At 41.5% G+C, this 25,809-nt stretch carries 18 protein-coding genes, 3 rRNA genes and 3 riboswitches; of the genes, 2 read left to right on the top strand and 19 right to left on the bottom strand.

The features are described 5' to 3' along the window. The 10 genes from purF to MKX67_RS02890 form a co-directional block, all read right to left on the bottom strand. Entirely contained in the window at nt 1-1,413 is a 1,413-nt protein-coding gene (gene purF / locus MKX67_RS02935; protein WP_095370719.1) for an amidophosphoribosyltransferase, read from the bottom strand. Then, nucleotides 1,398-3,614 carry a phosphoribosylformylglycinamidine synthase subunit PurL gene (gene purL, locus MKX67_RS02930; protein WP_322910216.1) on the bottom strand — a complete coding sequence of 739 codons (2,217 nt, stop codon included), beginning with the start codon at nt 3,612-3,614 and terminating at the stop codon, nt 1,398-1,400. Before purL ends, purF begins: the two co-directional genes overlap by 16 nt. Further along, nucleotides 3,598-4,284: a phosphoribosylformylglycinamidine synthase subunit PurQ gene (purQ, locus tag MKX67_RS02925; protein WP_322910217.1), complete on the bottom strand. Its 687-nt coding sequence runs from the start codon at nt 4,282-4,284 to the stop codon at nt 3,598-3,600. Before purQ ends, purL begins: the two co-directional genes overlap by 17 nt. Beyond that, nucleotides 4,281-4,535, bottom strand: a complete 255-nt coding sequence (gene purS / locus MKX67_RS02920) for a phosphoribosylformylglycinamidine synthase subunit PurS (protein WP_095370721.1) — start codon at nt 4,533-4,535, stop codon at nt 4,281-4,283. Before purS ends, purQ begins: the two co-directional genes overlap by 4 nt. Then, nucleotides 4,528-5,247: a phosphoribosylaminoimidazolesuccinocarboxamide synthase gene (gene purC, locus MKX67_RS02915; RefSeq protein WP_322910218.1), complete on the bottom strand. Its 720-nt coding sequence runs from the start codon at nt 5,245-5,247 to the stop codon at nt 4,528-4,530. Before purC ends, purS begins: the two co-directional genes overlap by 8 nt. Before the next feature lie 92 nt (nt 5,248-5,339). Further along, complete coding sequence (purB, locus tag MKX67_RS02910) at nt 5,340-6,632, bottom strand: adenylosuccinate lyase (protein WP_095370723.1); 1,293 nt, start codon at nt 6,630-6,632, stop codon at nt 5,340-5,342. 3 nt (nt 6,633-6,635) lie between these two features. Next, entirely contained in the window at nt 6,636-7,790 is a 1,155-nt protein-coding gene (purK, locus tag MKX67_RS02905; protein ID WP_322910226.1) for a 5-(carboxyamino)imidazole ribonucleotide synthase, read from the bottom strand. Next, nucleotides 7,777-8,265 (bottom strand): 5-(carboxyamino)imidazole ribonucleotide mutase, encoded by a 489-nt coding sequence (gene purE / locus MKX67_RS02900; protein ID WP_095370724.1) that lies wholly within the window; start codon nt 8,263-8,265, stop codon nt 7,777-7,779. Before purE ends, purK begins: the two co-directional genes overlap by 14 nt. A gap of 142 nt (nt 8,266-8,407) precedes the next feature. Further along, nucleotides 8,408-8,509: riboswitch (purine riboswitch) on the bottom strand. A gap of 94 nt (nt 8,510-8,603) precedes the next feature. After that, nucleotides 8,604-8,798 carry an NETI motif-containing protein gene (locus MKX67_RS02895; protein ID WP_251163305.1) on the bottom strand — a complete coding sequence of 65 codons (195 nt, stop codon included), beginning with the start codon at nt 8,796-8,798 and terminating at the stop codon, nt 8,604-8,606. Continuing rightward, nucleotides 8,795-9,337 carry a DUF5698 domain-containing protein gene (locus MKX67_RS02890; RefSeq protein WP_095370725.1) on the bottom strand — a complete coding sequence of 181 codons (543 nt, stop codon included), beginning with the start codon at nt 9,335-9,337 and terminating at the stop codon, nt 8,795-8,797. The genes MKX67_RS02895 and MKX67_RS02890 overlap by 4 nt, the downstream gene beginning before the upstream one ends. Nucleotides 9,338-9,530: 193 nt before the next feature. Here MKX67_RS02890 and MKX67_RS02885 point away from each other — a divergent pair, with 193 nt between their 5' ends. Continuing rightward, entirely contained in the window at nt 9,531-10,019 is a 489-nt protein-coding gene (locus MKX67_RS02885; protein ID WP_095370726.1) for a hypothetical protein, read from the top strand. A 78-nt stretch (nt 10,020-10,097) separates the two neighbouring features. Here MKX67_RS02885 and rrf read toward each other — a convergent pair. The 9 genes from rrf to MKX67_RS02840 all read right to left on the bottom strand — a co-directional run bounded on the left by rrf (nt 10,098) and on the right by MKX67_RS02840 (nt 24,470). Further along, nucleotides 10,098-10,214, bottom strand: a 5S ribosomal RNA gene (gene rrf / locus MKX67_RS02880). A 233-nt stretch (nt 10,215-10,447) separates the two neighbouring features. Next, nucleotides 10,448-13,380 (bottom strand): 23S ribosomal RNA (locus MKX67_RS02875). Nucleotides 13,381-13,600: 220 nt separating this feature from the next. After that, a 16S ribosomal RNA gene (locus MKX67_RS02870) occupies nt 13,601-15,149 on the bottom strand. The 16S, 23S and 5S rRNA genes sit together here, the layout of an rRNA operon. Nucleotides 15,150-15,918: 769 nt before the next feature. Beyond that, entirely contained in the window at nt 15,919-17,247 is a 1,329-nt protein-coding gene (locus MKX67_RS02865; RefSeq protein WP_095370727.1) for an NCS2 family permease, read from the bottom strand. Between the two features lie 128 nt (nt 17,248-17,375). Beyond that, a riboswitch (purine riboswitch) is annotated at nt 17,376-17,479 on the bottom strand. Between the two features lie 165 nt (nt 17,480-17,644). Next, entirely contained in the window at nt 17,645-18,157 is a 513-nt protein-coding gene (locus MKX67_RS02860; RefSeq protein ID WP_322910488.1) for a GNAT family N-acetyltransferase, read from the bottom strand. Nucleotides 18,158-18,229: 72 nt separating this feature from the next. Further along, a complete protein-coding gene (guaA, locus tag MKX67_RS02855) occupies nt 18,230-19,783 on the bottom strand; it encodes a glutamine-hydrolyzing GMP synthase (RefSeq protein WP_095370729.1) in 1,554 nt (517 codons plus the stop codon). 175 nt (nt 19,784-19,958) lie between these two features. Continuing rightward, nucleotides 19,959-20,060, bottom strand: a riboswitch (purine riboswitch). Nucleotides 20,061-20,129: 69 nt separating this feature from the next. Beyond that, entirely contained in the window at nt 20,130-22,322 is a 2,193-nt protein-coding gene (locus tag MKX67_RS02850) for a transglutaminaseTgpA domain-containing protein (RefSeq protein ID WP_322910489.1), read from the bottom strand. Beyond that, a complete protein-coding gene (locus tag MKX67_RS02845; RefSeq protein ID WP_340977692.1) occupies nt 22,319-23,515 on the bottom strand; it encodes a DUF58 domain-containing protein in 1,197 nt (398 codons plus the stop codon). The genes MKX67_RS02850 and MKX67_RS02845 overlap by 4 nt, the downstream gene beginning before the upstream one ends. Before the next feature lies 1 nt (nt 23,516). Beyond that, nucleotides 23,517-24,470, bottom strand: a complete 954-nt coding sequence (locus tag MKX67_RS02840) for a MoxR family ATPase (protein WP_224939194.1) — start codon at nt 24,468-24,470, stop codon at nt 23,517-23,519. Between the two features lie 334 nt (nt 24,471-24,804). Here MKX67_RS02840 and MKX67_RS02835 point away from each other — a divergent pair, with 334 nt between their 5' ends. Further along, nucleotides 24,805-25,794 (top strand): choloylglycine hydrolase family protein, encoded by a 990-nt coding sequence (locus MKX67_RS02835; RefSeq protein WP_307319157.1) that lies wholly within the window; start codon nt 24,805-24,807, stop codon nt 25,792-25,794. The last annotated feature ends 15 nt before the right edge of the window (nt 25,795-25,809 follow it).

Below are 25,809 nucleotides of genomic sequence, written 5' to 3'. Positions count from 1 at the left end.
TTATACTTTTTCGTACGGATGTAGCGTGCTTGGATAGATCTCCGTTGGATACTTCCCTGTGAAGCAAGCTAAGCAAAGACCTCTTGTCTCGCCTTCTTCTTCTCTTCCAATGGCATCGATCATCCCTTTTGGACTTAAAAAAGTAAGTGTATCAGCACCAATAATTTCGCGAATATCTTCTACAGAACGATCAGAAGCAATTAATTCTTCTTTTGTTGAAGTATCAATGCCATAGAAGCATGGGTTTTTGATCGGTGGCGAGCTGATGATTACATGTACTTCAGTCGCGCCTGCTTCTTTTAACATCGTCACAATACGGCGGCTCGTTGTTCCACGTACAATGGAGTCATCCACCATGACAACTCGTTTCCCTTCAACAACACCTCTTACAGGTGATAGCTTCATCTTCACTCCTTGTTCCCGCAATGACTGTGATGGTTGGATAAATGTCCGACCAACATACTTATTCTTAATGAGACCCATCTCATAAGGAATCCCTGTTGCTTCAGCATAACCAATGGCTACGGAAATACTTGAATCAGGTACACCAGTTACGACATCTGCCTCAATCGGAACCTCGACAGCAAGCTGCTTCCCTAAATTTTTTCGCGCTGTATGGACATTGATGCCATTAATATTGCTATCTGGTCGGGAGAAATACACATATTCCATCGCACACATAGATATATTTGAAGCCATTGCGAACATTTCAGAACGGAACCCATTATCATCAATGACTAATAACTCTCCAGGTAATACATCACGAACAAACTCAGCTCCGACAATATCGAAAGCACATGTTTCGGAAGCAATTACGTAAGCATCCCCAATTTTGCCTAGAGATAGAGGACGGAGACCATTCGGATCAACCGCAACCATCATTTCATTTTCAGTCATAATTAAGAAAGCATAAGCGCCTTTTACCATGGACAAGGCATTCTTCACACGCTCTTTATGAGAAGATACACCGCCTCGTTTAATTAAATGAGCTAATACCTCGGTATCTGAACTCGTTTGAAAAATACTTCCCTGTGCTTCTAGTTGATATTTAAGGGCTGTAGCATTCGTTAAATTTCCATTGTGACATAGAGCTAGACCACCATTTTGTGATTGGAATAAAAGTGGTTGCACATTCTCATAGCCCCCGCCACCTGCAGTAGCGTACCTGACATGACCAATTGCTGAAGTTCCTTTTAGTTCTTGAATAGCATCTTGAGAGAAAACCTCAGTGACGAGGCCCTCTCCTTTTACACCCTTCAACTTATCTCCATCTGTTACAACAATACCTGTACCTTCTTGACCACGATGCTGAAGGCTATGCAATCCGTAATAAGTAATCTGTGCTGCTTCCGGATGACCCCAAATACCAAAGACACCACATTCCTCATTTAAACCTTTTATTTCTGCAAGCATGCTGGTATAGCTCCCTTCCACGCCTTATTTAGCACTTCTGTTTGCTCTTTGATTACAAGTTCGTCGTTTACAGTAATTTCAAGTGCTTGCTCATTTGTTACTTCACCAATGAGTGTAGCATTTGTTAATTGTTCAAATGCTTCTTTGTTCTCCTTCTTCACACTTAGAAGGAATCTAGATTGAGATTCACTGAACAATTGTGTTGTTGCTTCACCAGTTAACTTAAGTTTTGCACCTAATTGATTCGCAAATAAACTCTCAGCTACTGCCACTGCTAACCCACCTTCTGCAAGATCATGTGCAGATGATAGTAACCCTTGGTGAATAGCTGTTAAGACTTTTTCTTGATTGGCTGCTTCTACTGTTAAATCGATTGCTGGTGCTTGCCCGAAGATTTTTTTGTAGCTTAGCTTCTGTAGTTCACTGCCACCAAATTCCGCTCTCGTATCACCTAATAAATAAATCAGGTCGCCTGCTTGTTTGAAGTCTTGTGTTGTCACATGCTCAATATCCTCCACTAGACCAACCATCCCGATAACTGGCGTAGGATAAATCGCTGTGCCGTTTGTTTCGTTATATAATGAAACATTACCACCAATGACCGGCGTATTTAATGTACGACAAGCTTCACTGATGCCATCAGCAGATTTTTGAATTTGCCAGAAGATTTCTGGCTTTTCCGGATTACCGAAGTTTAAGTTGTCCGTAATTGCTAACGGCGCGCCACCAGAACAAACGATATTACGTGCTGCTTCAGCTACAGCTATTTTTCCGCCTACTTCAGGATCTAAATACATATAGCGTGAATTACAATCCGTAGTCATCGCTAGTCCTTTTTTCGTTCCACGGATACGGATAACTGCGGCATCAGACCCTGGAGCTACGACTGTATTGGTTCTTACCATATAATCATATTGGTCATATACCCACTCTTTACTAGCGATCGTTGGTTGTTGTAATAATGACATTAGAGTTTCTCTATGATCATCAACTGCGGGAATATCATTTTCCATCGCCTGGAATTCACGGTAATAAGCTGGTTCTTTGGAAGGCTTATGGTATACAGGTGCTTCTTCTGCTAGTGCATCTGTTGGTACATCTGCCACTACTTCGCCTTTATGAATCAAACGTAGTTGTTTATCATCAGTCACACGGCCGATTGCCACTGCTTCTAAATCATATTTGGAGAAAAGGTCAACAATTTCTTGCTCTCTTCCTTTCGTCACTACAATTAACATTCTTTCTTGTGACTCCGATAACATCATTTCATAAGCAGTCATTCCTGTTTCGCGTTGTGGAACTAAGTCTAGGTTCATTTCTATCCCTGAACCAGCTTTACTTGCCATCTCTGCAGATGAACTCGTTAATCCTGCCGCGCCCATATCTTGAATCCCTACTAATGCGTCAGATTTTACAAGTTCAAGGCATGCTTCTAATAGCAACTTCTCCATAAATGGATCACCTACTTGAACAGCCGGACGATTCTCCTCTGATTGATCCGTTAATTCTTCAGAAGCAAAAGTAGCACCGTGAATGCCATCACGTCCAGTTTTGGCTCCCACATACATGACTGTGTTACCTACCCCATGCGCTTGCCCTTTTTTAATATCTTTATGATCAATTAAGCCGACACACATCGCATTAACAAGTGGATTCCCTTCATAGGAAGCGTCAAATTGCACTTCTCCACCGACTGTTGGAATGCCTATGCAATTACCATATCCAGCAATCCCCGCTACTACTTCTTCAAAAAGGTAGCGAACACGAGGAGTATCCAATTCTCCAAAGCGTAAAGAGTTGAGGAGTGCAACAGGTCTTGCGCCCATCGAGAATACATCGCGGATAATACCGCCCACACCCGTTGCTGCCCCCTGATAAGGTTCGATCGCAGATGGGTGATTATGGCTTTCAATCTTGAATACAACAGCCTGTTCATCTCCTATATCAACAATTCCGGCACCTTCTCCTGGACCTTGCAACACATGCTCGCCTTTTGTAGGGAACTTACTTAATACAGGCTTAGAGTTTTTGTAGCTACAATGTTCTGACCACATAACAGAGAAAAGTCCGATTTCAGTATAGTTAGGTAGGCGACCTAAAATCTTTTCAACCATTGCAAATTCGTCATCTGACAAACCCATTTCCTTATAGACTTGTTGTTCTTTTAGTTGTTCTGGACTTGGTTCAAGCATTAACGACATGTGATTCCCTCCATTGTTTCACAATTGATTGAAAAAGTTTTAACCCATCAGCGCCACCTATTAGCTCATCTACCGCTCTCTCAGGGTGGGGCATCATGCCAAGCACATTGCCCGCTTTATTCGTAATACCAGCAATATTACTTAAGCTACCATTCGGGTTGGCATCATGGTAAGTAAAAACAATTTGATTGTTTTCTTTTAAACTAGCAAGTGTCACTTCATCACAATAGTAGTTTCCTTCACCATGAGCTACTGGTATGGTAATCACTTCATCTTGTTCATATCCTTGCGAGAACATTGTTTGATTGTTTTCGACTTTTAATTGAACTGGACGACAAATGAATTTTAAGCTTTCATTTCTTCTCATCGCCCCTGGCAGTAAGCCTGCTTCTAGTAAAATTTGAAAACCGTTGCAGACGCCTAATACCGGTTTCCCTGCCTCAGCCGCTTTAATCACTTCCTTCATCACGTGACTAAATCGTGCAATGGCTCCACTTCGCAAATAATCACCGTATGAAAATCCTCCCGGTAATAGAATGCCATCAAAACCATCTAAGCTTTTTTCATCGTGCCAAACATATTCCACATCACAGCCCAGCTCATCTTTTACTGCATGATACATGTCAATATCACAGTTCGATCCTGGAAAAACAATCACAGCAAACTTCACTGAGCAACAGCCTCCTCGATTTCAAAACGATAATCTTCAATCACGACATTCGCAAGTAATCTTTCACACATTTCTTTTACTACTTCTTCAACAGGACGCTCTGACTTTTCAATCGAAAGCTCCAAGTATTTTCCGATGCGCACATCTGACACTTCGTTGTAATTCATGGAATGCAAGGAGTGCTTAACAGCATTTCCTTGTGGATCTAATACGCTCTCTCTTAATGTGACGAACACCTTTACTTTATACATGAAGTTTTCCTCCCAGTCTGGATAAAATATTTTCATAAGCATCTGTTAAATTGCCAAGGTCGCGACGAAAAACATCTTTGTCGAGCTTTTCATTCGTTTTTAAATCCCAAAAGCGGCATGTATCAGGTGAAATTTCATCTGCTAACAGAATAGCACCTGATGCATCCTTACCGAATTCCAATTTAAAATCGACGAGGCGGATGCCCAACTCTTTAAAAAATTGTGATAATACTTCATTTACTTTCAATGCTTTTTCTTTTAAAAATGCGACTTCTTCTTCGGTTGCTAAATCCATGATTTCTATATGGTCCTCTGTTAATAATGGATCACCTAAATCATCGTCCTTATAATAAAATTCGACAATTGGTCTTGTTAATGGTTTTCCTTCTTCCACGCCAAGCCTTTTTGCAAAGCTGCCTGCTGAAGTATTTCTCACAACAGTTTCTAATGGAATGATGTCCACTTTCTTTACAAGTTGCTCATTCGGAGAAATTTGCTTCACAAAATGAGAATCAATACCAAGCTCCTTTAGTTTTGAAAATAGCAAGCTAGTAATCTCATTATTTAAACGGCCCTTGCCGTCAATACTTGCTTTCTTCTCTCCATTAAAAGCAGTAGCAGCATCTTTGTATTCTAGCCAAACGATAGATGCATCATCTGTGTTGTAAACCCTTTTTGCTTTTCCTTCATAAACAAGTGAACCTTTTTGCATGACTTGCGCCTCCCAATCATGAAAATTAGCAATATTCTTACTAGGTGAAATGAATGGGGAGAGGAGGAAAAACTTCTTCTCCCCATTATTTTTTATAAACCTAAACGATTAAAGATCGTATCTACATGCTTCAAATGGTGATGATAATCGAAGCAATCATCTATCTCTTCTTTTGTTAAAAGGGAAGTGATCTTTTCATCTTGATCAATTAAGCTGCGGAATGGTACTTGTTTTTCCCATGATTCCATTGCTTTTGGTTGAACAGTATCATACGCTTCTTCACGCACAAGGCCTTTATCAATCAATGCGAGCAATACACGTTGAGAATAAATAAGCCCTAACGTACGATCCATATTTCGTTTCATATTCTCAGGATATACCGTTAAGTTCTTCACAATATTGCCAAAGCGGTTAAGCATATAATTCAATGCAATCGTTGCATCTGGTAAAATCACGCGCTCCGCTGAAGAGTGAGAAATATCACGCTCATGCCACAATGACACATTTTCATACGCGGTCATCATATAACCACGAATGACTCTTGCCATCCCTGTCATATTCTCTGATCCAATCGGATTACGCTTATGAGGCATGGCTGAAGAACCTTTTTGTCCTTTTGCAAAGAATTCTTCCACTTCACGTGTTTCACTCTTTTGCAGGCCCCGTATCTCTGTGGCAAACTTCTCGATGGACGTAGCAATTAATGCAATCGTGCTCATATAATGTGCATGACGATCACGTTGTAGTGTTTGTGTAGAAATAGGTGCTGGCTGAATACCAAGCTTTTCACAAACATATTGTTCAACAAATGGATCGATGTTCGCATACGTACCGACAGCGCCGGAAATTTTACCGAACTCAACGCCAGCAGCCGCCTCTTTAAAGCGTGCCAAGTTACGTTTCATCTCTTCATACCATAATGCCATTTTCAAACCAAAAGTAGTCGGCTCCGCATGCACACCATGTGTACGTCCCATCATTACTGTGTTTTTATGCTCTTGTGCTTTTACTTTAAGAATTTCTACAAAACGCTCGAGGTCTTTTAGTAAGATATCATTTGCTTGCTTTACTATATATGAAAGTGCAGTATCGACAACATCTGTAGAAGTAAGGCCATAATGGACCCATTTACGTTCTTCACCGAGTGTTTCGGAAACGGCACGTGTAAAGGCAACGACATCATGTCTTGTTTCTTCTTCTATTTCTTTAATTCGCTCAATGTCAAATGAAGCTTTTTCACGGATTTTAGCTACATCCTCTTTAGGAATATCTCCAAGCTCAGCCCAGGCTTCGCAAGCAAGAATCTCCACTTCCAACCAAGCTTGGAAACGGTTCTGTTCTGTCCAAATAGCTCCCATCTCTGGGCGAGTATAACGATCAATCATGATTTATCCTCCGATCTTTTCTGCAGCAATTTGCCATATGTCACTTTGTTCTACTTCACGTAAAGCTTCCTCTACATTGTCGCGAAGCAATGTCACATGACCCATTTTTCGTTTAAACTTCGCTTCTGCTTTCCCGTATAAATGAACCTTCCAATCCGTTACCGTAGGAATGGACCGAATAAGAGGTTCAACATGCTCTCCTAATATATTGACCATTACAGCTGGTTTTAGTAATTCTGTATTTGCTAATGGCCAATTACAAACTGCACGAATATGCTGTTCGAATTGTGAAGTTTCACATGCTTCAATAGAGTAGTGACCAGAATTATGCGGCCTTGGGGCTAGTTCGTTAATATAGATCTCATCATTTTCTCCAAGGAACATTTCCACCGCAAGTGTACCAACTAGCTCAAAATCATCGGCAATTTTTTTCGCCTCTTCTAAGGCCGTTTGAGAAGCTAATTTGGAAATTCTCGCCGGTACAATCGTTTGATGTAGAATATTATCTTTATGAACATTTTCCCCAACTGGCAAGAAAGCTGTTTCACCATTGGGATTCCTGAAAACAATCACTGAGATTTCTTTTTGAAAAGGAATGAACTTCTCTAAGACGCATGCACCATGATTTAATAATTCTTTCGCCTTTTCTATGTCAGCTTCGTTATGAATTACATATTGTCCCTTGCCATCGTATCCACCTCTTGCTGTTTTTAAAACAGCAGGAAAGCCAAGCGCTTCTATATTAGCATAAATATCTTCCGTTGCGTGAATCTCTGCGTACGGGGCAACAGTCGCACCTGCTTTTGTGATCGCTACCTTCTCTTTTATACGATCCTGTGTCTGTGATAATACATGTGAACCTTGAGGCACATAAGCATTCTCACAAAGCCAATCAAGCCCCTCAGCACTAATATTTTCAAATTCATATGTCACAATATCACTTATAGATGCTAATTGTTTTATTGCATTCATATCATCATAAGCTGAAACAATCTTCACATCAGCCACTTGACCACATGGAGAATCTTCCGTGGGATCCAGTACAGCTATGCGAAAACCATTCGCTTTGGCCGATAATGCCATCATGCGACCTAGCTGCCCTCCACCAATTATGCCGATTGTTTGACCAGGTAGTATGGTTTGTTTAGACAAGATCATCACTACTTTCTAACACTTGTTGTTTTGTTCTTTCTCGCCTATCTTCTAACCGTTTAGCAATTTCCTCATCAAAGGCGCTTAAGATTTGCCCTGCCAGTAACCCTGCATTTGTTGCCCCTGCTTTACCAATAGCAACTGTAGCAACTGGGACACCGCCAGGCATTTGTACAATGGATAATAAGGAATCTATCCCGTTTAACGCTTTAGATTGAACTGGGACACCAATGACTGGTAGCGTTGTTTTAGCGGCTACCATGCCAGGTAAGTGTGCGGCACCCCCTGCTCCTGCAATAATGACTTTGATTCCTTTAGCTCTTGCACTTTCTGCATAATCAAACATCAAATCAGGCGTTCTATGTGCAGATACGACTTTTTTTTCATAACCGACTTCAAGCTCATCTAAAATGTCACAAGTATGTTTCATCGTTTCCCAATCTGATGTACTACCCATGATGACGGCAACTTCGATTTTCATCCTTCTCCTCCATTCCTTTTTGTCCAAAAAATGAAAAAGCCCAGATAGAATCCTCGCTCTAATCTAAGAGAGAAAGATTCTGTCTGAGCCATTCATTCATAAATAGAAATGTTATGAATTTAGAGACACTAGTCCCTTGGACAAACAAGAAGCTTTCCCTCATAGTCCGAGTATTTACGGTTCCCGGGTAGAGACTCATGGGCCATATTCCCATTATTATATGAGGGGTTAAAATGTTGTTAGGTTTTCTTTCAATTTCATCTTAACAACTTCCGAATTGTCCGTCAATGATAATCTCGAACGATTAAAGAAGTCAGAAAATTAATGTTCGTGTTTTGCTACAAAAGTTGTCCTTCAAAGACTATTTTTTGCCCTGCAGGTTCATATTCTGTCTTCCCATTTTTCTTCATTTCTTTAAAGTACGGTTTTTCCATTCTTCTTATTGGAAAATACCCTTCTTGCTTCATGCGATCTAAGCATTGATCAATGGTTTCATTTTCCAACACTTCAAATTTCTTTTTCTTTTGACTCACTTAAATAACTTACCTTTCTTAACAGATTTAACCCAGAAGCCACCATATATCGTTTTTGGTTCATAAGCAATGATGAAGGCCTTCGGATCAAGTGTTTTAATCGTATCATACAGCTTTAATTCATACTTTCTTGGAGTTAAGATTTGCAGTGCCATACGGTCCCCTTCAAGCCCATTCGCAGCCCAAGACGTTACACCATATCCTTTGGCCCGTAAATCCTTTGGCAAATCTTTATCATACTCCTTCGTTATTACATTAACAGTAATATAGCCAAGTGCAAGCTTTTCTTCAATTTTCATCCCAACAATGACGCCTATACCATACCCGACTGCATAGGCGATAATGTTCTGTATCTGGTCTAAATTATCTAACACTAAGCCTAAACCAATGACATAAATAACAATTTCAATCATACTAATAAATGCTGCCTGGTAACGCTGCCCTTTTAATGTTAATATCATACGAATCGTAAAAAAGGACACATACACAATATTAATAACCAAAATAATCGTTACCATTACAAGGCCATTCTCTAACATTTTAACACTCCTATCTCACTTCAAACCTTCTTATTACCTTTATACCCAAACTTTCAAGGTTAAATGACTACTTTCCTGTTCGATTCCCCAAATTTCCTAAATTAAACGCTTGAAACAATGTACCATCTACATAAAAAAGAATACTCTGTTATACAGGATGTATGCCTAATGATCGGAAAAGAGGTGGAGAGAGATGGTCTTTTGGTATCCATTTTACGCACATCATGCAAATTTCCAAACTGAAGGCGAAGGGGTTCGTGAAAGTGAGAGACTGGCATTACTAGGCGGCGCTCTCTCTGCAATTGGGAGCATAATCGTAGTCATTGGTCTTTTTGATCAACTAGAAGAAGATGAAGAAGGCATAACTGAATCGGAAAGTGAAGGAATACTTAGTTTAGAGTCATTTAGGTTAGCCTTACTTGGAAGTATTATTGTAGCTGCCGGAGAAAGTATCGGAACAGCATCCATTATAAAAGGGATTAGAGAAGATGAAATTATCTCTCGCGAAGAAGCAAGGGAAAAGAATATAGCAAAAACCAATATGACAAATATACAAACACAACTCCAATATATGCAAGAAGAGTTGAACCAACTAAAGAACATTACATCAACCCTACAACAAGAAAACTATCTAATGCGGACAGAATTATATCACTTTTATCGGTATTTACAGATTAAATAGAAAAAGCTTGTAATCTTATAGAGACCTAGTAAATAACCACAAAAAAAGAGCACATCAAATGATGTGCTCTTTTATCTTGCCCGGCAACGTCCTACTCTCACAAGGGGACAGCCCCTAACTACCATCGGCGCTGAGAAGCTTAACTTCCGTGTTCGGTATGGGAACGGGTGTGACCTTCTCGCTATCGCCACCGGACTATGAAATTGTAAGGGAATCGTTCCCTCAAAACTAGGTAATGTTGAAGAAGATATTTATTGAGTAATCGCCTGAATGCGTGCTGTAGGATACTACTTACGTAGTTCTGTCCAGCTGCGGCGCCTAGGTGCTCGAGGTCATAAGTCAAATTTGTCATGAGGTTAAAGAACAACCTCCTGTCAAATCTGTCTTATGCTTGTCGCACCTGTGCAAGGCGCTTTCGCTTTTCGTTTTTGGTTAAGTCCTCGATCGATTAGTATTAGTCAGCTACATGTGTCGCCACACTTCCACCTCTAACCTATCAACCTGATCATCTTTCAGGGATCTTACTAGCTTGCGCTATGGGAAATCTCATCTCGAGGGGGGCTTCATGCTTAGATGCTTTCAGCACTTATCCCTTCCGCACATAGCTACCCAGCGATGCCTTTGGCAAGACAACTGGTACACCAGCGGTGCGTCCATCCCGGTCCTCTCGTACTAAGGACAGCTCCTCTCAAATTTCCTGCGCCCACGACGGATAGGGACCGAACTGTCTCACGACGTTCTGAACCCAGCTCGCGTACCGCTTTAATGGGCGAACAGCCCAACCCTTGGGACCGACTACAGCCCCAGGATGCGATGAGCCGACATCGAGGTGCCAAACCTCCCCGTCGATGTGGACTCTTGGGGGAGATAAGCCTGTTATCCCCGGGGTAGCTTTTATCCGTTGAGCGATGGCCCTTCCATGCGGAACCACCGGATCACTAAGCCCGACTTTCGTCCCTGCTCGACTTGTAGGTCTCGCAGTCAAGCTCCCTTGTGCCTTTACACTCTACGAATGATTTCCAACCATTCTGAGGGAACCTTTGGGCGCCTCCGTTACTCTTTAGGAGGCGACCGCCCCAGTCAAACTGCCCACCTGACACTGTCTCCCATCCCGATAAGGGATGTGGGTTAGAATTTCAATACAGCCAGGGTAGTATCCCACCGACGCCTCCACCGAAGCTAGCGCTCCGGCTTCTAAGGCTCCTACCTATCCTGTACAAGCTGTACCAAAATTCAATATCAGGCTACAGTAAAGCTCCACGGGGTCTTTCCGTCCTGTCGCGGGTAACCTGCATCTTCACAGGTACTATAATTTCACCGAGTCTCTCGTTGAGACAGTGCCCAGATCGTTACGCCTTTCGTGCGGGTCGGAACTTACCCGACAAGGAATTTCGCTACCTTAGGACCGTTATAGTTACGGCCGCCGTTTACTGGGGCTTCGATTCAAAGCTTCGCGTGAGCTAACCTCTCCTCTTAACCTTCCAGCACCGGGCAGGCGTCAGCCCCTATACTTCGCCTTGCGGCTTCGCAGAGACCTGTGTTTTTGCTAAACAGTCGCCTGGGCCTATTCACTGCGGCTCATCAAGGCTTTAACACCCTAATGAGCACCCCTTCTCCCGAAGTTACGGGGTCATTTTGCCGAGTTCCTTAACGAGAGTTCTCTCGCTCACCTTAGGATTCTCTCCTCGCCTACCTGTGTCGGTTTGCGGTACGGGCACCTTATTCCTCGCTAGAGGCTTTTCTTGGCAGTGTGGAATCAAGAACTTCGGTACTAAATTTCCCTCGCTATCACAGCTCAAGGTATGTGACCATGGGATTTGCCTCATGGTCCCTCTAACTGCTTAGACGCACATCCAATAGTGCGCTTACCCTATCCTCCTGCGTCCCCCCATCACTCAAACAGAATACGGTGGTACAGGAATATCAACCTGTTGTCCATCGCCTACGCTTTTCAGCCTCGGCTTAGGTCCCGACTAACCCTGAGCGGACGAGCCTTCCTCAGGAAACCTTAGGCATTCGGTGGATGGGATTCTCACCCATCTTTCGCTACTCATACCGGCATTCTCACTTCTAAGCGCTCCACCAGTCCTTACGGTCTAGCTTCAACGCCCTTAGAACGCTCTCCTACCACTGAACATCAACGATGTTCAATCCACAGCTTCGGTGATACGTTTAGCCCCGGTACATTTTCGGCGCGGAGTCACTCGACCAGTGAGCTATTACGCACTCTTTAAATGGTGGCTGCTTCTAAGCCAACATCCTGGTTGTCTAAGCAACTCCACATCCTTTTCCACTTAACGTATACTTTGGGACCTTAGCTGGTGGTCTGGGCTGTTTCCCTCTTGACTACGGATCTTATCACTCGCAGTCTGACTCCCATGGATAAATCTTTGGCATTCGGAGTTTGTCTGAATTCGGTAACCCGATGAGGGCCCCTAGTCCAAACAGTGCTCTACCTCCAAGATTCTTACGCATGAGGCTAGCCCTAAAGCTATTTCGGAGAGAACCAGCTATCTCCAAGTTCGATTGGAATTTCTCCGCTACCCACACCTCATCCCCGCACTTTTCAACGTACGTGGGTTCGGGCCTCCATCCAGTGTTACCTGGACTTCACCCTGGACATGGGTAGATCACCTGGTTTCGGGTCTACGACCACATACTCATTCGCCCTATTCAGACTCGCTTTCGCTACGGCTCCGTCTGTCCAACTTAACCTCGCATGTAATCGTAACTCGCCGGTTCATTCTACAAAAGGCACGCTATCACCCATTAACGGGCTCTAACTACTTGTAGGCACACGGTTTCAGGATCTCTTTCACTCCCCTTCCGGGGTGCTTTTCACCTTTCCCTCACGGTACTGGTTCACTATCGGTCACTAGGGAGTATTTAGCCTTGGGAGATGGTCCTCCCTGCTTCCGACGGGATTTCTCGTGTCCCGCCGTACTCAGGATCCACTCTGGAGGGAACGAAGTTTCAACTACAGGGCTTTTACCTCCTATGGCGGGCCTTTCCAGACCTCTTCGTCTATCTCGTTCCTTTGTAACTCCGTATAGAATGTCCTACAACCCCAAGAGGCAAGCCTCTTGGTTTGGGCTAATCCCGTTTCGCTCGCCGCTACTCAGGGAATCGCGTTTGCTTTCTCTTCCTCCGGGTACTTAGATGTTTCAGTTCCCCGGGTCTGCCTTCCATACCCTATGTATTCAGGTATGGATCCTATCCCATAACGGATAGGGGGTTTCCCCATTCGGAAATCTCCGGATCAAAGCTTACTTACAGCTCCCCGAAGCATATCGGTGTTAGTCCCGTCCTTCATCGGCTCCTAGTGCCAAGGCATTCACCGTGCGCCCTTATTAACTTAACCATATGTTTGGGTTGCTTTCGCTTCCCTCACGGTTGTTTGTTTTAAAAAAAGTTTAGTATCTCTACTCTATTATATAGAGAGAAAAATAACTAAGGTGGCGATTACTCGGTAATCTTCTTCATTACATTATCTAGTTTTCAAAGAACGATTGAATTGAGAGATTATACTCTCAAAACTGAACGAACAGTCTAACATCAAGTTAATTCCGTATATTCCTTAGAAAGGAGGTGATCCAGCCGCACCTTCCGATACGGCTACCTTGTTACGACTTCACCCCAATCATCTGTCCCACCTTAGGCGGCTGGCTCCAAAAGGTTACCCCACCGACTTCGGGTGTTACAAACTCTCGTGGTGTGACGGGCGGTGTGTACAAGGCCCGGGAACGTATTCACCGCGGCATGCTGATCCGCGATTACTAGCGATTCCGGCTTCATGTAGGCGAGTTGCAGCCTACAATCCGAACTGAGAATGGTTTTATGGGATTGGCTAAACCTCGCGGTCTTGCAGCCCTTTGTACCATCCATTGTAGCACGTGTGTAGCCCAGGTCATAAGGGGCATGATGATTTGACGTCATCCCCACCTTCCTCCGGTTTGTCACCGGCAGTCACCTTAGAGTGCCCAACTAAATGCTGGCAACTAAGATCAAGGGTTGCGCTCGTTGCGGGACTTAACCCAACATCTCACGACACGAGCTGACGACAACCATGCACCACCTGTCACTCTGTCCCCCGAAGGGGAAAGTCCTATCTCTAGGATTGTCAGAGGATGTCAAGACCTGGTAAGGTTCTTCGCGTTGCTTCGAATTAAACCACATGCTCCACCGCTTGTGCGGGCCCCCGTCAATTCCTTTGAGTTTCAACCTTGCGGTCGTACTCCCCAGGCGGAGTGCTTAATGCGTTTGCTGCAGCACTAAAGGGCGGAAACCCTCTAACACTTAGCACTCATCGTTTACGGCGTGGACTACCAGGGTATCTAATCCTGTTTGCTCCCCACGCTTTCGCGCCTCAGCGTCAGTTACAGACCAGAAAGTCGCCTTCGCCACTGGTGTTCCTCCAAATCTCTACGCATTTCACCGCTACACTTGGAATTCCACTTTCCTCTTCTGCACTCAAGTTCCCCAGTTTCCAATGACCCTCCACGGTTGAGCCGTGGGCTTTCACATCAGACTTAAGGAACCGCCTGCGCGCGCTTTACGCCCAATAATTCCGGACAACGCTTGCCACCTACGTATTACCGCGGCTGCTGGCACGTAGTTAGCCGTGGCTTTCTGGTTAGGTACCGTCAAGGTACCGGCAGTTACTCCGATACTTGTTCTTCCCTAACAACAGAGTTTTACGATCCGAAAACCTTCATCACTCACGCGGCGTTGCTCCGTCAGACTTTCGTCCATTGCGGAAGATTCCCTACTGCTGCCTCCCGTAGGAGTCTGGGCCGTGTCTCAGTCCCAGTGTGGCCGATCACCCTCTCAGGTCGGCTACGCATCGTCGCCTTGGTGAGCCGTTACCTCACCAACTAGCTAATGCGCCGCGGGCCCATCTGTAAGTGATAGCAGAACCATCTTTCAATCTAATTATATGTATAAATAGATATTATCCGGTATTAGCCCCGGTTTCCCGGAGTTATCCCAGTCTTACAGGCAGGTTGCCCACGTGTTACTCACCCGTCCGCCGCTAATCTTTGGGAGCAAGCTCCCTCAGATTCGCTCGACTTGCATGTATTAGGCACGCCGCCAGCGTTCGTCCTGAGCCAGGATCAAACTCTCCAATAAAGTGTTTGATTAGCTCATTTGCACCTATGGTGCTTTGTTGCTGATAAATCAGCTTTTTTTAGAATTACGCTTGACGTTTTACGTTCGTTCAGTTTTCAAAGAACAATCTCGTTCGCTTCAGAAGCGACTTTATTAATATAACATTCTCGCAATCTATTGTCAACAACTTTTTAAAATTCTTTTTTCGAAAGTAATCTAAGAAAGCGTTATCAACGACTGCTTTATAATAGTATCATCCCTATCTACTTTCGTCAACAACAAATATAAAGTTTTTTTATAAAAATACTATTGTTGTATATATACCTCCTTTATAAGGCATTTAAACATTTATTTCTTAATCGTTCGAGAAACTCTTATTCTTCTTACAAAGCAATTAGATTTCCTCACTCCTTCCATTTGAGTAAGAAGAATAGAACCAATGTTTTTGTCAAAAACTCAAAATCTCGCTACTCATTTCTTCGCTTTATAAGCTTAACTGTTTCTCTTTGGCTGATGGATTCTTGTCACATCACTTTGAAATACCTGATCACACCATTTCCATCATGATTGTATCAGTTTAGTAGAATTAACTTGTAAAATCTCAGGAAAAATATATGTAGAAATAGAACATACATAATAGAGAAAGTAAGAGACCTTTGCAACTACCAGTCGCTAAGTTGCAAACATCTGCTACCAAAAATGAAATTTTCACCCTATAAATAACAAAATAGCCAGTCCCATTAAATGATGGGAACTGGCTATTTAAGGAGTGGATATTTCCTCCTAGATATTATTTCAAGAAAATAAAGTAAAGAACAAATACTACAAATAGGAAGTACATAATTGGATGAATCTCTTTAGCTCTCCCCTTAACAATCATTGTAATTGGATAGAAAATAAATCCAATTGCAATACCTGTTGCAATACTATAGGTAAGAGGCATGGCTAAGATAGTTAAGAACGCTGGTACCGCTATTTCAAATTTTGTCCAATCTATATTACCTAATGAAGCAACCATTAATACCCCTACTATAATTAAGGCCGGTGCTGTAACTGCTGATGTAACTACTGACACAATCGGGAAGAAAAAGATTGCTAGTAAGAATAAGACACCTGTTACAATAGCAGCGAAACCTGTTCTTGCACCTGCAGCGACCCCTGAAGAAGATTCTACATAAGAAGTCGTTGTAGATGTTCCTAAAATTGAACCTGCAACAGTTGCTGTTGAGTCAGCAAGTAAAGCTTTTCCTGCTCTTGGTAATTTACCGTCCTTCATTAATCCCGCCTGATTCGCTACACCTACAAGTGTACCTGCTGTATCAAAGAAGTCTACGAATAAAAATGTTAAAACAACCACAAGCATTTGTGTTGAGTAGAATGATGCATCTCCAAAAGAACCGAACGCTTCACCAAAAGTTGGTGCAATACTTGGTACTGCTCCAACGACTTTATGAGGCACATCCACCAGACCAAAGATCATACCAACAACAGCCGTTACGACCATCCCGATGAAAATACCACCTTTTAAACCTCTTGTCATTAAAATAACAGTAATAATAATACCAAAAATAGCTAATAACACATTACCATCAGAGAAATCACCTAAACCAACTAACACTGCGTCATCATTTGCAATAAGACCAGCGTTTTGCGCACCAACAAATGTAATAAACAAGCCAATCCCTGCAGATACAGCAAATTTTAATGGTGCTGGAATTGCATTAATAATTTTTTCTCTAATACCGGATAGTGATAATAGAATGAAAATCACACCCGAAATAAATGTTCCAGCTAAAGCATGTTGCCATGAAATACCCATTGTCAGTACTACAGTATAGGCAAAAAATGCGTTTATACCCATACCTGGAGCAAGAGCTATTGGATAACGAGCGATAACCCCCATGAGGATTGAACCAATCGCGGCTGCTAAAGCTGTAGCAACAAAGACTGCCCCCATGTCCATTCTCATAGCATCTGGAAGATCTGGTACATCTGCTAACGATAGTACAGCAGGGTTAACTGCTAATATATAAGCCATAGCTAAGAATGTTGTAATCCCGCCAATAATCTCACGGCGAAAATTGGTGCCGAGTTCGTCGAATTGGAAGTACTTTTTCATTTTTAATTTTCCCCCTAAAGTTGGCATTAAAAAAACTTCGGAAAGTAACCGAAGTCTTGACAACAGGGATGGTATAAGTAACATGGAATGTAAAAAATAAGATTAGTATAATATCTAAAGCACATTCCTTTATTACGCACACACATCAAGTAGTCAAGTCATTTACGGTAACTTGGTAGAAACTTTTGGGCCATATTCCCAACATTATACGAAGATGTTTTTAATATTTAATTCTCTATTATATTAGCAATTAAAAAAGTCCTAGTCAATATAAAAAACGAACATTTTTCAGTCCGTTTTTTACCATTGTTCGGAATTAGGTTTATTTTCCACTTTATATACGTAATTTCATTTGGTTTAACTATAAACCAACTAGATTTATGAAGCAATACTTCTTTTATTTAAGCAATATTTGGTAGGCAAATCGATTACCATTTGGAACATCTAGTTCCACATCCCCAATATAGGAAAAACCAGCTTTCTGAATAACCTTTTGCATGACTTCATTTTCGGGATGGGTGTCAATGCGAATATCACGAAATCCATTGAGCCTTGCAGCGGTAATTAAATGTTGAAGCAATATCGTCGAATAACCCTTTCCTTGTATCTCTGGGTCAATCGCTACTCGATGAATCGAAGCATACGGCGTTTCTGCTTTCTCCCAATTCACTAATTGCTCATACGGTTCTTCTGGCGCAGTTAAGATCGTGCCAATACCGACTTTTCGTTCATCCGCCATCAACACGTAGGCTTCCTTATTCGAAATATCCTGTGTAATGATTTCTCGATTGGGTCCATCTCCATCCTGCCATTGTGGAATACCTCTTTTAACAATCGTTTCCCTTGCTCGGTCAATAATGGACATGATTTCATCCAACTCTTCTAATTGTGCCTGTTTTAAATATAACACCTAACACCCTCCCAAAAAGAATACTTATTAAAAAACCTTAGAATCCAAACTAGGATTCTAAGGTGTATTGTTTTATTCCCACTCAATCGTTGCTGGTGGCTTAGAAGTAATATCATACACTACGCGGTTGATATGGTCCACTTCATTAACGATTCTTGTTGAGATAACTTCAAGCACATCCCAAGGAATACGTGCCCAATCGGATGTCATTCCATCAATTGAAGTAACGGCGCGGATACCAATTGTGTAATCATACGTACGCGCATCGCCCATTACACCTACGCTACGAATGTCAGGTAGGACAGTGAAATATTGCCACACATCTCTTTCAAGACCAGCATTTTTGATTTCTTCACGAAGGATCGCGTCTGATTCACGGACGATTTCAAGTTTTTCTTCAGAGATTGCACCAAGAACACGGATACCTAAACCAGGACCTGGGAATGGTTGTCTCCAAACGATATCATCTGGAATACCTAATTCTGTTCCAAGTGCGCGCACTTCATCTTTAAATAAAGTATTAAGCGGCTCAATTAATTGGAATTGCATATCTTCAGGTAGTCCACCTACATTGTGGTGAGATTTGATTGTTTGCGCTGTTGCAGTACCACTTTCGATAATATCTGTATAAAGTGTACCTTGTGCTAAATAATCAATACCTTCTAATTTATGTGCTTCATCATCAAATACGTAAATGAATTCATTACCAATAATTTTACGTTTTTTCTCAGGATCGCTGACACCTTCAAGTTTGCTTAAGAAACGCTCCTTAGCATCTACTTTAATGACATTCATATTGAAGCCTTCAGAGAAAGTTTTCATAACGCCTTCTGCTTCATCTTTACGCAATAAACCGTGATCAACAAAAATACATGTTAATTGGTCACCAATCGCTTTATGAATAAGAACAGCAACAACAGAAGAATCTACTCCGCCACTAAGTGCACAAAGGACTTTCTTATCTCCAACTGTTTGGCGAATTTTTTCCAATTCGATTTCAATAAAGTTCTCCATAGACCAATCGCCTTTACAGCCACAAATACCGAAAACAAAGTTTTTCAGCATATCATTACCGTATACAGAATGACGTACTTCTGGGTGGAATTGAACTCCGTATAACCCACGTGCTTCGTCACTAATCGCTGCGACAGGACAAGAAGGGTTAGTGCCATCAATTGCAAAACCTTCTGGTGCTTCAACGACTAAGTCACCATGACTCATCCAAACCACTTGCTCTTCAGGAAGATCGGCAAATAATTTAGATTGATTTTGTAATTTTAATACAGCTTTACCGTACTCACGCTGCTTTGCACCTTCTACTTTTCCTCCGAAATGCATCGTCATTAATTGCATACCGTAGCAAATACCGAAGATTGGTAGACCTAATTCAAAAATTTCTGGATCACAACGAAAAGCATTTTCGCCGTAAACACTGTTTGGACCACCAGAGAAGATGATTCCTGTTGGATTCATTTCTTTGATTTCTTGTGCAGTAATGGTATGCGGATGTAATTCACTATAAACACCAAACTCCCTAATTCTGCGTGTAATCAACTGATTGTACTGACTACCAAAGTCTAGTACAACGATCATTTCCTGGTCATGCAATTCTACTTTCCCCGTCACGCTGTTCACCTCGTCAACATTGATAGAATGATTCCCTCATTCTTTTATTCCACTTCATATATGAAGAGTGACTCCGAATGTATCATTTGTAGGTTATCCAACACCTACTATTTCATACAAAAAACTAGAGTTCTTCCCCCCGAAAATATAGTCAGAAGGCAGAAATCTAGCTAGGCTAAATATATTCTGCCTTCATAGTCAGACTGTTATAGGCAGTCTGGTAGAGACTCTCGGACCATATTACCAAGGATATATGAAGGTTATTCGTTAAAATTATTGATAGTCATCATGCATATGAATCCATGACTTCTCATTCAACTATTTTAACAACAGGTTATTTTAACGGTCAAGCGATTGTGGCTTTTATTAAATTTTCCCACAATTCCTTATTTCTCTTCCAAATGCCCTTTTCTTGCTTACCACTATATAGATAAGCCTCGTAACTATCCGTTAGCTGACTCATCTGTTGATGCCCAAGCAAACGATCGACCTCTTTGGCAAAAGAATGTAAGGTTTGTCCTTGTTTCCTTTTCACCCCGAACCGTGAAAATGCATGTAATAAAACAAGGTACGCTTTCTCAAAATCCCGATCATTATTACGATGTTTGTATGTCCAAATATAGAAGTAAGGTAGCCATTTACCCCGCTTGATATACGTTAGGTAACCGATGAAAGCAAGCACAATGATTATTAAAATAATCTTTTTCCAGTGTTGTTGAACCGCTTCCTTTACCGAATCCCATAGCTCCGTCAAACTAAAAGTGCTTGACGCTGTTTCTGTTTGTTCAGTCGTTTCTGCTTCATCTGGTCTCTCTTCTCTTTCCGGTGTTTCCGTTTCCTCCGCGTTATTAGGCGTTGTTTCCTCATCTAAATCAAACTCATATTCTACAGGATTACTAAAACCTGTTGTTGGCTCAAACGGAATCCATCCAACGCCAGGAAAATAAGCCTCCACCCATGAGTGAGCATTGTTATTCGTAATGTCATAAGTACCAACAGTTAATCCATTTGCGTTGGTTCTTTCACCTTCAGTAAACCCTTTAACCCATCTAGTCGGAATACCAGCAGAACGGGCTAGCACGATCATTGCTGTTGAAAAGTTATCGCAATAACCTAACTTCGTATCAAACAAAAATTGGTCGACATAATCCTCATCTGGTCCTGGCACAGCCACATCTCTTTGTGAATAAACAAAACCCGATCGAGCAAAATAGCCTTCAATCTCACGAATTTGGTTAAACCAATTATCATGCCCTGCTACAATTTCTTCTGCCAATTCATGCACACGATCAGGGAGATCTTCTGGTAATTGCGTATACCTTTCATAAAACGCTGAATCTAAACCGTGATTATCATTATTAACTGCCGTTAATGCATTTACACTATAAGTGGGTTCATTAAAGATTACGTCATAAGTTGGCATGAGAGAATCCTCTGCATATCTAATTGAAAATTTCTCAAGCGCTTCATTCAATTCAAATGGGATGTTTTCACTTTGAAAACTTTTTATCCCTAATGGATAGACAATTTGAGGACGTGCTCTGTTCATTTGTACATTACTGACTCTTTCCTCAACAACGACATTTTCATTCTCTGAAAATGATTCCAACGGCACTTCTTCTCCTGATGCAAAAAACTCGCTGCCACGATTTTCTTCTGAAAGTTCCCAGCCCTTACCTGTATAGACATCTTTGGTCTCTACTTTCCAATAATGGGGATCTTCCGTTTTCGCAACAAACACGAGAGTATCATCAGGAACAAAAGAGCCACCTAATAAAGAATCATCCTCACCATAGCCAATTTTCCGCACCCCTCCAGCTTCTTCATTTCTACTATCTTCATTAAATGAAGTGATATAAGGAACAGGATCAGGCCAAATTGGATCTGCCTTTGGTGCAGCAAAGGCAATGAGAGAACTCATGAGCACCAATCCACTTAGAGGGATCATCCATTTGCTTAGTTTCGATGTTTTCGCTTCAATATCTTCCTTCTCTAGTTGACGATAGAAGGCGAGAATCCCCATCATTAAAAATCCACAAATTACGGTTCGAATAATTGCCATTTCTGCATTATATGGTGTGAATGTATCAAGGACAGTAATATAGACCAATGTCATGAAAAAGAAAATAAAAATTTGTCTCCGTTGGATGAGCCAATATTGAATAAGGTAAGACATCAACCATAAAAGAATGAAGAATAATAAAGTCCTAAACATGTCTGTTATAGCGGTCCATTGCGCTTGTAACATCGTCAAAAAGTTATCAAATAACTCTTGAATCATCATAGGAATCGAGCCAATCAGTCCATATTGATCAAGAAAATAAATATACATTAAACTGAAGAAAATAATCGCTCCATTAATGACAAAGCGAAGGACCCAATGCCATTTTAAAAAATCCATCGCAAGGGCAATACATAGGAAAAGAAAGAACACCCACACATTCCCTGTATCCGTTAATTGCTCTAACGGCCTAATCCACTCCCAAATGAGGAGAAAACCAAAGAGATAAAGAACCAAAGTAGAAAATCTTTTCATCATCCGCTCCTCACCTCCGAGAATGCGGCAGAAAATTGACCTTCATGCACAATTTGTATACGTATTCCTCTTGAAGTAGCGGTGTCTTTTAAACGAATTTCCTCTTGTACTGCTTGCTCTTCCTTTTTTTTCACAAGAAAAATCGTCACACTTCCTTTTTGAGAATAAAAGCTCGCCTTTTCAAGCAAACGTTTGTTTAGTTTGGCAGTAACAAGCAGTAGTTGATCATTTTGTTGGGCAAGACTTTTTTCTACATCTAACACTTGTTCTAAAGGACGTTTACTATCCGCCTTCACTGTAGCTAGATGATAAAAGATTCGTTGTAGCTGCCCTTCACCACCAAGAATAGGGAACTCCACTCGATTTCTCCCCGCTGAAAGGAACCCTACCTGTGCCCCTTTTCGCAGAATTGCATATACAAGAGAAGCGGTAAAAGAAACGATTGCTTCAAAATGTACATCAGGAAAACGATCGATGAGAAGATATACATCATGCGATTTGCGTTGTTCAAATTCTTTAACCATCATTTCATTACGCTTGGCGGATGTTTTCCAGTTAATCCAAGAAAAACGATCACCTGGTTGATATTCACGGACGCCTGTAGCCATAGACGTATCTCTCTGCACCCTTTCATCTGAAGCCGTCATTCCTTGATCAAATTGGTGACTAAATGGTTGATAAACTATTTCTTCATAAGTTGGATACACAATCATGCGGTCTTCAAGTGACATGTTTACTTCACGTTCGATTAATCCAAGAGGGTCACCTATTTTCAGCCGAACATATCGGAAAACGTGCTCTCCGCGAGGGATTTCCTTAAATGATTGCGAAACAACGAGATTTTTACGAAATCCAGGAAATAACAGATATTTCTTCATCTGTAGCGAAGATGTTATATGGTCTTCGATAACAAGAAAAAATAACGGAAAAATCGTATCCATATGAATAGAAAGACGTATCGATAGTGTATCTCCTGCACTCACCTCTTGACTGGAAAGTTCTCTCTTTACATGGATACGATGCAACGGATACATTGCCAGTGCAAATGCATATAAACCAAACGGTAAAAAGCTATAAAATAAGAACCAGCTGACAAATCCTCCTTGAAACATCGCATATGAAAAAGTAATGAGTAGTAAAAGGAACAATAACATTAACTTCCATACACCCTTTACTGCGAATAACCATCGCCTCATCCTATTTCACAGCCTTTTGCACTGGTACCGGTGTAACATCGATAATCTTCTCAATCACTTGTTCTGCTTTGACCCCTTCAAATTTTGCTTCTGACTTGAGAATTAAGCGATGACTAAAGACCGCACTTGCTAAATATTGCACATCATCAGGACGGACATAATCTCTTCCATGCATAAACGCATAGCTTTGTGATGCTTTCATTAAAGCAATAGACCCCCTAGGGCTAACGCCTAAATACACATGTTTATGGTTTCTTGTTTGCTCAGCCATATGAACAATATAGCTTTTAATGGAATGATCGACATACACCTCTTTTACTTTCGCCTGCATGTCTCTCAGCTGTTCTAACTCCATTACTGGCTGTATTTCTTCTATCGGGAGTGCACTTTGAACACGACTTAATAATTCAATCTCTTCTGTTCCTTCAGGATAACCCATACGCATTTTTAACAGAAAACGGTCAAGCTGCGCTTCTGGGAGCGGGTAAGTTCCTTCATATTCAATCGGATTTTGTGTCGCCATCACAAAAAAAGGGCTACCTAATTGATGAGTCACTCCATCAATTGTTACACTCTTCTCCTCCATCCCTTCTAATAAGGCGGACTGTGTTTTAGGGGATGTCCGGTTGATTTCATCTGCTAATATAATCTGACCCATTATTGGACCCGGGCGGAATTCAAATGCCATTTCTTTCGGATTATAAATTGAAACGCCTGTCACATCCGATGGTAATAAATCAGGGGTAAATTGAATTCTTCTAAAGTTCGCACCTAGCGATTTTGCCAGCGCTCGAACCATCATCGTCTTACCAACACCAGGCACATCTTCAAGTAACACATGACCACCAGATAATAAGGCAACCAAGCTCAATTCTGCCACTTCTCTTTTACCGATCATTACTTTATCTATATTAATGAGCACTTGCTCGACAACCGGATTCATTTTATGATTCATTGACCATCCTCCTGATTTTTTAATAAAGGGCATTCTTCTCCTTACTTATACTTCTATTCGCTAAATCTTGCTAAATTCCTGTGAAATCTACCATTCTTCGCACAAATTCATCTTCTTTCTTCCTATGATTTAGGAAAAAAATAAAAATGAACAAACATTTATAATTCTTATTTTATATGATTTAACACTTAAGATAAATCATTCAGACTCGGTTAAGTTGGCTTATAAATGGTTATATAAATGTTCATCCCTTCACAAGTTACGACTAATACAATCCCCTTCCTACATATCATATATCGTTATAAGGATATTAAAGGAAAGGAGTTGTTTATTAATGTGCACAAGCGTAGCGTTACGTACGAAGAATCGTTTGAGTTTCCTTGGTAGGAATATGGACTTTGTGGATCTTCCGGCGGATTATAACATCTATGTGTTCCCTCGAAATTATCAATGGGTAAATCGTGAGGATCAAAAAACCATTACGAACCCATATGCAATAATAGGTATGGGATTAATGGGTCAAAATCAATTCGCCATGATTGACGGCATGAATGAACAAGGTCTGATGGGTGCGGTTCTCTATTTTGAAGGATATGCTTACTATAGCACCCCAAAAAACAACGTGATCAACCTTGCTTGCTATGATGTACTCTTTTGGGCTTTATCACAATTTCAATCAATAGAAGAACTCGCCGAACATATCGCCCAGGTGAATATAGTTGGTGCAAAAATCGAGGTTCTTGACAGCATCCCTCCCATGCATTGGATTTTTAGTGACCGATCTGGTCGTTCTATCGTTGTCGAAAAAACTAAAAAGGGATTAAAGGTTCATGCAAATAAAATTGGTGTGATGACGAACAGTCCTGATTTTGAATGGCAATTAACTCACCTTGGTATCTATTCAACAGTAAGTGCAGATGATCCTGAAGAAGCCACTTGGGGTAGATATCCATTAGAAGGCGGGGATTTATTAAGCGGTACATTCGGCATACCTGGCGACTTCTCCTCCCCCTCCCGTTTCGTGAGAGCCGCATTCATGCGAAATCATATTGAGCCAGTTACTAACGAGGTTGGCGGTGTCCGGAACACATTCAAAACTTTAGAATACTGTGAGGTAGCAAAAGGAGCGGAATTAAGTGATAACCTCTCATGGTACACCATCTACACAAATGCCATGTGTGCCCAATCAGGTACCTATTACTATAATACTTACAATAATCACCAGATTAACGCAATCAATCTATTTAAACATGATCTTAACGCAAAAAAAGTAAAAAAATATCCTTTTCTTAACAAGGAATCCATCCATTTTCAACATAAATGAGCCATAAAAAACGAC

Source organism: Cytobacillus sp. FSL W7-1323 (assembly GCF_038595015.1).
Lineage (GTDB): Bacteria > Bacillota > Bacilli > Bacillales > Cytobacillaceae > Cytobacillus > Cytobacillus kochii.
Note: the sequence above shows the minus strand (reverse complement) of the source record. Positions and strands in the feature narration are given on the sequence as shown.

Bases quoted from the DNA above. Each gene is read 5' to 3' on its own strand.
- purL (WP_322910216.1), bottom strand. From the start codon at position 3,614: ATGTCGTTAATGCTTGAACCAAGTCCAGAACAACTAAAAGAACAACAA.
- purB (WP_095370723.1), bottom strand. From the start codon at position 6,632: ATGATTGATCGTTATACTCGCCCAGAGATGGGAGCTATTTGGACAGAA.
- purK (WP_322910226.1), bottom strand. From the start codon at position 7,790: ATGATCTTGTCTAAACAAACCATACTACCTGGTCAAACAATCGGCATA.
- MKX67_RS02850 (WP_322910489.1), bottom strand. From the start codon at position 22,322: ATGATGAAAAGATTTTCTACTTTGGTTCTTTATCTCTTTGGTTTTCTC.
- purE (WP_095370724.1), bottom strand. From the start codon at position 8,265: ATGAAAATCGAAGTTGCCGTCATCATGGGTAGTACATCAGATTGGGAA.
- MKX67_RS02890 (WP_095370725.1), bottom strand. From the start codon at position 9,337: ATGTTAGAGAATGGCCTTGTAATGGTAACGATTATTTTGGTTATTAAT.
- purC (WP_322910218.1), bottom strand. From the start codon at position 5,247: ATGCAAAAAGGTTCACTTGTTTATGAAGGAAAAGCAAAAAGGGTTTAC.
- purF (WP_095370719.1), bottom strand. From the start codon at position 1,413: ATGCTTGCAGAAATAAAAGGTTTAAATGAGGAATGTGGTGTCTTTGGT.
- MKX67_RS02845 (WP_340977692.1), bottom strand. From the start codon at position 23,515: ATGAGGCGATGGTTATTCGCAGTAAAGGGTGTATGGAAGTTAATGTTA.
- purS (WP_095370721.1), bottom strand. From the start codon at position 4,535: ATGTATAAAGTAAAGGTGTTCGTCACATTAAGAGAGAGCGTATTAGAT.
- MKX67_RS02885 (WP_095370726.1), top strand. From the start codon at position 9,531: ATGGTCTTTTGGTATCCATTTTACGCACATCATGCAAATTTCCAAACT.
- MKX67_RS02840 (WP_224939194.1), bottom strand. From the start codon at position 24,470: ATGAATCATAAAATGAATCCGGTTGTCGAGCAAGTGCTCATTAATATA.
- MKX67_RS02865 (WP_095370727.1), bottom strand. From the start codon at position 17,247: ATGAAAAAGTACTTCCAATTCGACGAACTCGGCACCAATTTTCGCCGT.
- MKX67_RS02835 (WP_307319157.1), top strand. From the start codon at position 24,805: ATGTGCACAAGCGTAGCGTTACGTACGAAGAATCGTTTGAGTTTCCTT.